General features: G+C 43.4%; 10 protein-coding genes and 1 pseudogene. All 11 read left to right on the forward strand.

Annotation, left to right across the window (positions count from 1 at the left end):
* The first annotated feature begins 70 nt into the window (after nt 1-70).
* On the forward strand, nt 71-496 hold the full coding sequence (locus tag RN22_RS12090; RefSeq protein WP_046304546.1) for a YeeE/YedE family protein: 426 nt from the start codon (nt 71-73) through the stop codon (nt 494-496).
* 11 nt (nt 497-507) lie between these two features.
* Nucleotides 508-954 carry a YeeE/YedE family protein gene (locus RN22_RS12095; RefSeq protein WP_046304548.1) on the forward strand — a complete coding sequence of 149 codons (447 nt, stop codon included), beginning with the start codon at nt 508-510 and terminating at the stop codon, nt 952-954.
* Between the two features lie 651 nt (nt 955-1,605).
* The gene (locus tag RN22_RS12100) at nt 1,606-1,821 is read left to right on the forward strand and encodes a Flp family type IVb pilin (RefSeq protein ID WP_046304550.1); all 216 of its coding nucleotides are present in this window, start codon (nt 1,606-1,608) and stop codon (nt 1,819-1,821) included.
* Between the two features lie 27 nt (nt 1,822-1,848).
* Nucleotides 1,849-2,280, forward strand: a complete 432-nt coding sequence (locus RN22_RS12105; RefSeq protein ID WP_046304552.1) for a prepilin peptidase — start codon at nt 1,849-1,851, stop codon at nt 2,278-2,280.
* Nucleotides 2,281-2,318: 38 nt separating this feature from the next.
* Nucleotides 2,319-3,095, forward strand: coding sequence for a Flp pilus assembly protein CpaB (gene cpaB, locus RN22_RS12110; protein WP_046304554.1), 777 nt, complete (start codon nt 2,319-2,321; stop codon nt 3,093-3,095).
* 10 nt (nt 3,096-3,105) lie between these two features.
* Nucleotides 3,106-4,461: a type II and III secretion system protein family protein gene (locus RN22_RS12115; RefSeq protein WP_046304556.1), complete on the forward strand. Its 1,356-nt coding sequence runs from the start codon at nt 3,106-3,108 to the stop codon at nt 4,459-4,461.
* Nucleotides 4,458-4,997 (forward strand): hypothetical protein, encoded by a 540-nt coding sequence (locus tag RN22_RS12120; protein WP_046304558.1) that lies wholly within the window; start codon nt 4,458-4,460, stop codon nt 4,995-4,997. Before RN22_RS12115 ends, RN22_RS12120 begins: the two co-directional genes overlap by 4 nt.
* 10 nt (nt 4,998-5,007) lie before the next feature.
* Nucleotides 5,008-6,267, forward strand: coding sequence for a type II secretion protein ATPase (locus RN22_RS12125; RefSeq protein ID WP_046304560.1), 1,260 nt, complete (start codon nt 5,008-5,010; stop codon nt 6,265-6,267).
* Nucleotides 6,268-6,270: 3 nt separating this feature from the next.
* Nucleotides 6,271-7,548, forward strand: coding sequence for a CpaF family protein (locus RN22_RS12130; protein WP_046304562.1), 1,278 nt, complete (start codon nt 6,271-6,273; stop codon nt 7,546-7,548).
* The gene (locus RN22_RS12135) at nt 7,545-8,471 is read left to right on the forward strand and encodes a type II secretion system F family protein (protein WP_046304564.1); all 927 of its coding nucleotides are present in this window, start codon (nt 7,545-7,547) and stop codon (nt 8,469-8,471) included. Before RN22_RS12130 ends, RN22_RS12135 begins: the two co-directional genes overlap by 4 nt.
* Nucleotides 8,471-8,738 (forward strand): annotated as a pseudogene (locus RN22_RS25455) (type II secretion system F family protein); the annotation flags it as partial. The gene RN22_RS12135 and the pseudogene RN22_RS25455, both read left to right, overlap by 1 nt.

Genomic DNA, 8,738 nt, shown 5'->3' on the forward strand with positions numbered 1-8,738 from the left:
GCTCCATTAGAATTTTAAATATTAGGACTCGCTGCAATTGCGGCAGACTCATTAAAATTCGGGAGTATTTATGGCATTTCAAATACCATGGGACGCGCTGCTAGGTGGCATGCTTCTAGGTGTTTCAGGTTTAGTTTTATTGGCATTGAATGGTCGTATCGCTGGTATCAGCGGCATCATCGGCGGCTTACTGAAGCCTCAAAAAGCGGATGTATCCTGGAGATTGCTATTTATAGGCGGCATGGTGGTAGCCGGACTGACGGCGTCTTTCATTGGTTTCCCCTACCCCAACTTTTCAACCATATCAGCTGACACCTCTCCCCTCCTCACTATGTGTGCCGGCCTTCTCGTCGGGGTTGGTACCAAACTCGCCAATGGCTGCACCAGCGGACACGGCATTTGTGGCATGGGCCGACTTTCAAAGCGTTCAATTGTCGCCACGCTTGTTTTCATGGCGGCGGCCTTTGCGACCGTTTTCATCCGTTTTCACCTTTAAGGAATATCATCATGCTTTTTAAATTGGTTGCCCTGATGTCAGGTTTTGTTTTCGGATTGGGGATGATGGTGTCTGGTATGGTCAATCCCGCCAAGGTCATCGGCTTTCTGGATGTGTTCGGAGAATGGGACCCCAGCTTGGCGTTTGTGATGGCCGGTGCCCTGATGGTGTTCCTGCCAGGTTATCTTCTGTTCATTCGAAAACAGCCAAAGCCCAAATTCGCAACGTCTTTCTCTGTAAGCCAAAATCAACAGATAGATAAAAAACTGTTAAGCGGTTCCCTTATTTTCGGTGTCGGCTGGGGAATGGCAGGTATCTGTCCAGGCCCCGCTATCACTGCTCTCGGGTCAGGTTCAGGGGTGATTGTCTTGTTTTTTGCCTGCATGCTCATTGGTATGTATCTGGTTAACATATTCACAGAAAAGAAAGCCAAATTTTCTTACCAAACTCAGGGATAAGAAATATCTTTACTAAACAGGTCACATTATATTTTTCTATAGCGGGAATCCGATCATTTACATTCCCGCTCAAAAATTGATCAGCGTCAATTTTACTCCTTCTAATCACCCCCTCTTATTTTGCTCAAAATTTGTGCTTCATTTACATTTATTACAATTTAGCTGATAAAATGGGTGTCCATATAAAAAGTCACCATGCATAAAATAGCCTGCAAATATATGTAATTCTGTTTATATAGTCATTAAACCAATTGCAATAGGTCAGGAATATTTAACATTTCTCTGACAAAAAAATTCCGTGACACAATTCAAACAAAGTAAAAAATAATGACGAATCTCATCTGATTTAAGCATTAGACAAGAAAACCAATTTCATATTCATATTCGTGACTCACATCAAATTATCTTCTCATTTATATTCAATCAATTAATTATTCAACAACTTTACAATCACCCCCTAATGTCTCATATGTGATTTTCTGGTTCATCATTGAAATAAATAGGTCTGGTAAGTCAGGTAGATTAATTTGAATATCAGATATATCTTATGTTTCGACTTTTGTTATTTAGCGAGATTTTCCTATTTTTCATTTTCGCTTAAAAATAACGATCGTTAAGAATTCACATACAAAATAAATGGAGTTTCCAATTATGATGCTTTCAATGGTCTCAGACTTTCTGAAGTCTTTCGCTCGTGACGAGCGCGGCGTAACAGCTATCGAATACGCAATCATCGGTGTTGCTATCTCTGCAATTGTTTTGGCAGTTATAACAGATGGCGGGCTTGGTCAAGCGTTGAGTGATGCTATGACGACGATTGACACCAACATTGGTTCTGCTGAAACATTTACTCCTGCAGGTGGCTAAAACTGGATTGGTCTAAGACCTCTTTCCATGAGCCTCATTGATTTAGTCCTTATAACTATATCTGCATTGATTGTTTATTCGGACGTCAAAGAGAGAAAGATAAGCAACAGGTTAAGTTTAGCTGTATTAGCCTGCTGCTTATTCATCGCCTACGGAAACGAAAGCATTGAGTTGCATATACTTAGAGGCTTTATTGTTTTTTTTGTCGGTGTGATTTTTTTCTCATTGGGAATAGTGGGTGCTGGTGACGTAAAACTCTTTTCGGCATATGCCTTGATCATTGACAGCCAGTTTTGGTTGCTGACTTTGGTTGCTATTACCTTTGTTGGTGGCTTTACAGCTATTTTCATCTTTATCAAATCTAAGCTTCTGAAAAATAGCAGTATAAGGGGAGTTCCGTATGGCCTTCCAATTGTTGTTTCCAGTTTGTTTTTTATTCACCTGAGTGCAATTAGCTAAGTTCCCTGCCATATGTACGTGACATACCGAGTAGACAAATGAGCCAAAGACTTTTTTTTGTTATCGCCGCACTGACAATCACTATTGGTCTCTTGGGTTTGACCGGAATGTTCAGGTTCAATCAAACCCCAACCGTAGATACTTCAACTCCCACCTTTCAGGTTGCCCAACTGCAAATTCCCTTGAAAAAAGGAGACCTTCTAACTCGGGAAAACGTAAGGTATTTTCGCGTAAAAGAGCAGGAAGCGATGCAAAGTGGTATCGCGCAAGATACTCGATTAGAAATTGTCGGGGGCATGATTGCAGCTAAAGACATTTCAAACACATCTTTCATCACCCAAAATGATTTCATTTCGCCTGGCGATCCTGGCTATATCGAGGCAGCAATAAAGCCAGGTATGACACCCTATTCGTTTAGTCTTACTAATCGCGACTTTTTAGGAACGGGGATTGCTGTTGGGGATTATATCGACGTGTTGGTACTTACATCTGATGACCAAAATATTGGTGAATCAGGGCGAAATAGGACAATTAGCTCCTTCCGCACTCTTTCGGTTTCTCCTTTGCTAAACAATGTAAAAATCCTCGCAATTGAAGGGGACAACAAACCTAATGGTGACAATCTGCCAATCACCATCGAACTGGCGCGAGAGCAAGTAGGAAAAATGGTTATAGCGAGGCGAATTGGAATTATTGAAGTGATTAAGTCATTAAACCAATCAGCTGCCATCAATATGAATGCAGACACACATGATGTGTTACCCAACTTTAAATCGGTTATCGAGATCCGTGGCCAAAATAAAGCGTTTAACTAGAGAGTAAGGAATGCTGACTTTCCGTTTTCATCACATTATTTTCGCCGCTACTTTGCTGTCAGTATCACTGACTGTGCAAGCCGCAGGGATTATTAACTTAGGTACTGGCGACGCCAGATCTATGCACTTTGATTCTACGATTGGCACCATATTTATCGCCGATCCGGAGATTGCCGACTATCAAGTCATCGATAACAACCGTTTGGTCGTTTTTGGAAGGAGCATAGGAACAACGTCCTTGATTGTCTTCAGTGACGATAGCGCGACATTGGTAGAAAAGCGCATCGTCGTAAACAAAAGCCTTATTAGTATCGAGCAAATGATCGCTTCACAATATCCTGATGCCCATGTTTCAGTTCTTAACCTTGGTGATCGGGTTGTATTAGGGGGAACGGTTACGACCCAAAAGGATAAAGACGAAATCTATGCCATGGTGGGTGAACTGCTGACGAGGGATCCTACTGAGAAAGCAAAGACTCTTGTCTCGATCAACACCAATACACCAGATAAAGATATTGATTACCTGGCGCATAAAATTTATGACGGTGTTGTAAATAACCTTGAGGTGACAGTAACCAAACAGGTTAACGTTAAACTCACTATCGCTGAAGTTAACAGTTCGGTTGTCAATGAACTCGGGATTCAATGGGGTACGCTGTTTGAAAACACTTTCAACAACGGGCAATTCTTCCGAGCAATAACTGGACTTGGTGATGCAGGTAGCAACATTGCTTCGTACATTTCTGCCATCAATGACGACCGTATTGGTCAGGTGTTATCCGAACCCAACCTTTCCGTCATATCGGGAGAAACAGCCAGTTTTCTGGTAGGTGGTGAAGTTCCAGTGTCTTACCTATCAGAAGAAGGATACGTCATCGACTACAAATCTTTCGGCATCGGTTTAGAGCTCGCTGCTGAGGTCCAGCGTGACGACAAAATCATGTTAACCCTCATACCATCCGTGAGTTCAGTTGACGAACAGTTCGGTGAAACAGCTCTGGATATTCCTGCTTTTCGTGTCCGTCGAGCGCAAACTACCATTGAGCTTGGAGATGGGGAGAGTTTCGTATTGGCCGGACTCCTGAGCACTGAAGACCAAGAATCTCTATCGAAAATCCCATTTATCGCCGATGTGCCAATCTTGGGTGCAATGTTCCGTCACTCAACGACGACCCGGCGAAAAACAGAGCTGGTTATTGTTGCTACTGTCTCATTGGTGGCTCCAATCTCTTCTGCAAACATCACGCTGCCTTCAATGAAATCAACGAGTACATTGTCACGGTTCTTTGGAGTCGATCTCGAATCCACACCTGACACCGCCAAATGGCAAGAAGAGATTTTAGCGACAGGGGGCTTCAAGAAATGATTGCAATCAAATTCCACTTTGTGGCGGCAATAGTCATTGGATCATTGACGCTGATCGGGTGCCAACAGACCCAACACCTAGCAGCAGAGGGCGGTGATATAACAGTTACGCCTGTCACTTACACCTATACCATCAGCTTAAAGAGCAAAAAGCGACTCCAAGCCAAAGAAGAGTTATTCGCCTACTTGAGGGAGAACAAAAAAAAGCTACTGATTTATGGTGCTGAAATTTCTTGGAAAGGAAAAGATGCCCGGAAACTGGCTCAAGATGCATCAAAGTGGCTGATTAGATCTGGAACACCAAGTGACTTAGTCAATCTAAGGTCGAGTGACTCAGAGGTATTTAGCATGATTTCACTGTCAACGACGATTTATCAGGTTCAAACACGAACCTGCAATGAGCGCGTCATTGGTCAGTATCAATCAGGTGATGATGGCTGCTATTCAGATAACCTGAGGTGGCAAGCTATGTTGCATCCAGACAGAAAACTGGCAGGCCAAAACCGTATTACAGTTTTACCGCAAAACGGCCAGTGAGAGAGACGAAATGATCTTTGACGAACTGCTAAAGAAAGATTCGAAGAGTGAACTCTCTAACCTTGGCAATCAATCTGGTATCAAGGTTATACAGTTTCATAAAACAGATGCATCTAAAACATTGGTTGAGGAAACATTTCGTTTTATCGGCGAGTCACAGCCAACAGCTTACACATACAAATTTGACGAAGTTCCTGGGCAAGTTGAAGAACTACGCGCACAAGTCGCCATTATTGATCTCGTGGAGTGTGATGACATTTTAAAAGAATGTCGCCAACTTTCTGAGCGCCTCCCAACTTCACTTTCTGTTCTGATTATAGGTAGCGTAGATTCTATTTCTGTGGTCAGGGAGCTTAAGGCATTTGGTTTTTATTATCTGCTGTGGCCAGTTTCAAAAATTGAGCTCGCCGAGTTCATAGAAGGTGTATTAGCCCAGCATGAAGCCGCTAACTTCAAGCACCGCCGACGCGCAAAGCGTATCGGGATAATAGGAACACGCGGAGGCATTGGCACATCTCTCATCACAGCGGAACTAGGTTGGCTTCTTTCCAATGATAAGCAAGCATCTTGTGTGGTCGTCGACAACAACTACATTTCAGGGAATCTGGATATATTCCTTGGCGTGAAGAATCGAGAAAAGCGCAAACTCAATGCGGTTGAATCTGGAGGTAACATCGATGAAGCAATCGCGAAATCCCTCGTTACCAGAGTTAATCACCGTTTAGATTATCTTGCTTTGGGCTTGGATAACGAGTCATCAGTAGACTTCCATGAAGTAACCAACACAGTAATTGGAAACCTGACTAGCGAAACTAACTTTATCATTGACGATCTTTCAGCATCTGTAGGTTTCGACATAAGGCCAACTATCTTGATGAAGCAACTTGATGTTGCTGTGGTCGTTATGGATCCCACCATTTCTTGTCTGAGAGAAACGGCAGCTCTGCTCAATAGCATTAAAAAGCACATAGAAGAAAACGAGCTAAGAAAGGCAGTACGAATCATTCTTGTGCTGAACAAGCATCGGGCTTCTAGATTTCATAGCGTCACTGAAGCTGAAATCGTCAAATACCTCAACGTACCTATTGATATCGTACTTCCATACGAGATTTCTGCCGAAGAGGCATTGGTCAGCGGTAACATGTTGAGCAGCGGGAAAACCAAACTAGGTAGTCAACTACGCGCCCTGTGTTCTTTAATTGTTGGAGAAGAAGCCTCACCAAGTCGTGTTAAAAGCCTTTTCCCCTTTTTCCGTAAGAAGGATAGCTAATCAATGAATCCTTCCCGCCAGCTATACGTTTCTCTACGAACCAGAATTTTTGATGCTTTAGATGCGGAAGCAGTTTCCACATTGAGCAAAGAAGATTTAAAGAATCAGCTATCCCAGGCTATATCTTTGTTACTAGAGCAAGACAAAGAGGCAGTCTCAGCGTCACAACGCAATGAGTTCGTTAGCATGCTTTATGACGAACTTCGCGGTCTAGGGCCAATTCAAGCTTTAATGGAAGATGACTCAATATCAGACATTATGGTTAACGGGCCTAACAATGTTTTCATCGAGCGTCAGGGCCTGGTTGAGAAGTCACGCATCACCTTTATGGATGATATGCAGCTCGTTAATGTCGCTAAGCGCATCGCAGCTAGGGTTGGCCGTCGTGTTGATGATTCCATTCCTCTTTGTGACGCCCGCCTTGAAGATGGCAGCCGAGTCAACATTGTTCTCCCCCCCATCGCCATTGATGGTGCATCAATCTCCATCCGTAAATTCAAAAAGCAAAGCATCAGTTTTGGCGACCTTATCGAGTTTGGGGCCGTCAGTCCGGAAGTCGCCAAACTGATGATCATCGCTTCTAGATGCCGTCTGAATATCGTGATATCAGGTGGTACGGGATCCGGTAAAACCACCATGATGAATGCACTGTCTCAGTACGTATCTGAGAGCGAACGTATTGTCACTATTGAGGATGCTGCAGAACTTAGGCTTCAACAACCGCACGTTGTGCGTCTTGAAACACGTACCGCAGGTATTGAAGGCACAGGCGAAGTAAATCAACGCCAATTAGTGATTAATGCTCTTCGGATGCGTCCAGACCGCATCATCATTGGTGAGTGCCGGGGTGCAGAAACATTCGAAATGCTTCAAGCAATGAACACGGGCCACGATGGCTCAATGACAACGCTTCACGCCAACAGCCCGCGCGATGCAATCTCACGTATTGAGAGCATGGTCATGATGGCAACGTCTTCACTGCCACTTGAAGCCATCCGCCGCACTGTCGTCAGTGCAATAGATATCATCATTCAAATCAGCCGATTACATGACGGTAGCCGTAAGGTCATGAGTATCTGTGAAGTGGTAGGTATGGAAGGTGACGGAGTAGTAATGGAAGAAATTTTCCGTTTTGAACACCAAGGTTTTTCAAGTCAAGGCCGCATTCTGGGGCGCTTTATCACATCAGGGTTAATGGAACGTTCTGCTCTCTATGAAAAAGCACGCTATTTCGGCTTGGACAGTGAGCTAAAAAGTATATTTAGCGGGATGCAAGCATGATCGAAAACTTGTTTTTCATTGGTTTAATAGGTGTAGGCCTTTATATCATGAGAAGGCAAGCCCTGCTTAGCGAACGCAGAGAAAGCATGTTGCGAGAAAATAATACTCTGCCTGAAACCAAGTTAATTGAGAACCGAGCCGTTGATATGGAGGCGCTCTCGAAAACGACGTTTACGCAGCGTCTGTCTAGATCTCTAAGAAACATTTACTACGACATTGGCGACTATGCGATTCTCAAAGTATTGGCTTACTATTTTGCTGCGACATTTGTTGGAGAGTTTGTTTTTGTCACCGTCTTTGGGTTTAGTTCACAAGCCTCCCTTATCATTACCTACCCAATAGCGACATTTATCGGAATTCGTTATCTGGAATATCGAACCCAAAAAGAGTTCGAAGATAACTTTCCCGATGCTCTCAATATGATTGCAAGTTCGGTATCCGCAGGTGAGAGTTTGCTTCACGCGATTCAATACGTAGGAAAGTCACTCGATAACATTGTCGGACGTGAATTTAAAACCATGGGTGAACGTCTAAACCTAGGTGAGTCAACTGAGTCTGTTTTCGCCAGGGCCTGTCAACGGTTTCCTACTCCAACGTTCCAGTTTTTCGTGATTGCTATGCGGGTAAACGTTAATCGCGGTGGTCAGTTACGTCGGGTGATTAACAACCTTAACCGAGTACTTTTTGACGCCAAGAGCATTGAAATGAAAAAGAAGGCATTAACAGCAGAAGCTCGGATGTCTTCTTACATTATCTGTGCAATCCCATTTTTCTTCTTATTCGTTGTTTTACGCTTTCTTGCACCGGAAAACTACGACTACGTCATGTATGACCCTAAAGGTCGGTATTTGCTCTACTATACTCTGGCAAGCGAGGCGATTGGTATTGGTATCATTGCCTGGCTAATGAGGAGTGTAAAGTAGTGAATAGTCTATATACGCTCCTCTTTATCATTCTGATTGCAATTGGTGCTGCCATGACCCTTACAATCTTGTTTGGGAATATGAAGCGCAAAAACAGTATCGAACAAGCACTCGATATAAACCAATTAGATAAGCCCTCCACGTTCTCCGACGCTTCTCGTGTTATTGCTTCATTTTTTGCGGCTAGTAATAACGAAATTACAGAGAAATTTATCGGTGCAGGAATCTACAATACAACGCTAGCACCCTACTTTTTCCTAATAAAAT

Source organism: Grimontia sp. AD028, assembly GCF_000973155.1.
GTDB lineage: Bacteria > Pseudomonadota > Gammaproteobacteria > Enterobacterales > Vibrionaceae > Enterovibrio > Enterovibrio indicus.

Excerpts from the sequence above, each read along its gene's own strand:
- RN22_RS12095 (WP_046304548.1), top strand. The coding sequence starts at position 508 with ATGCTTTTTAAATTGGTTGCCCTGATGTCAGGTTTTGTTTTCGGATTG.
- RN22_RS12105 (WP_046304552.1), top strand. The coding sequence starts at position 1,849 with ATGAGCCTCATTGATTTAGTCCTTATAACTATATCTGCATTGATTGTT.
- RN22_RS12130 (WP_046304562.1), top strand. The coding sequence starts at position 6,271 with ATGAATCCTTCCCGCCAGCTATACGTTTCTCTACGAACCAGAATTTTT.
- cpaB (WP_046304554.1), top strand. The coding sequence starts at position 2,319 with ATGAGCCAAAGACTTTTTTTTGTTATCGCCGCACTGACAATCACTATT.
- RN22_RS12115 (WP_046304556.1), top strand. The coding sequence starts at position 3,106 with ATGCTGACTTTCCGTTTTCATCACATTATTTTCGCCGCTACTTTGCTG.
- RN22_RS12125 (WP_046304560.1), top strand. The coding sequence starts at position 5,008 with ATGATCTTTGACGAACTGCTAAAGAAAGATTCGAAGAGTGAACTCTCT.
- RN22_RS12100 (WP_046304550.1), top strand. The coding sequence starts at position 1,606 with ATGATGCTTTCAATGGTCTCAGACTTTCTGAAGTCTTTCGCTCGTGAC.
- RN22_RS12090 (WP_046304546.1), top strand. The coding sequence starts at position 71 with ATGGCATTTCAAATACCATGGGACGCGCTGCTAGGTGGCATGCTTCTA.
- RN22_RS12120 (WP_046304558.1), top strand. The coding sequence starts at position 4,458 with ATGATTGCAATCAAATTCCACTTTGTGGCGGCAATAGTCATTGGATCA.
- RN22_RS12135 (WP_046304564.1), top strand. The coding sequence starts at position 7,545 with ATGATCGAAAACTTGTTTTTCATTGGTTTAATAGGTGTAGGCCTTTAT.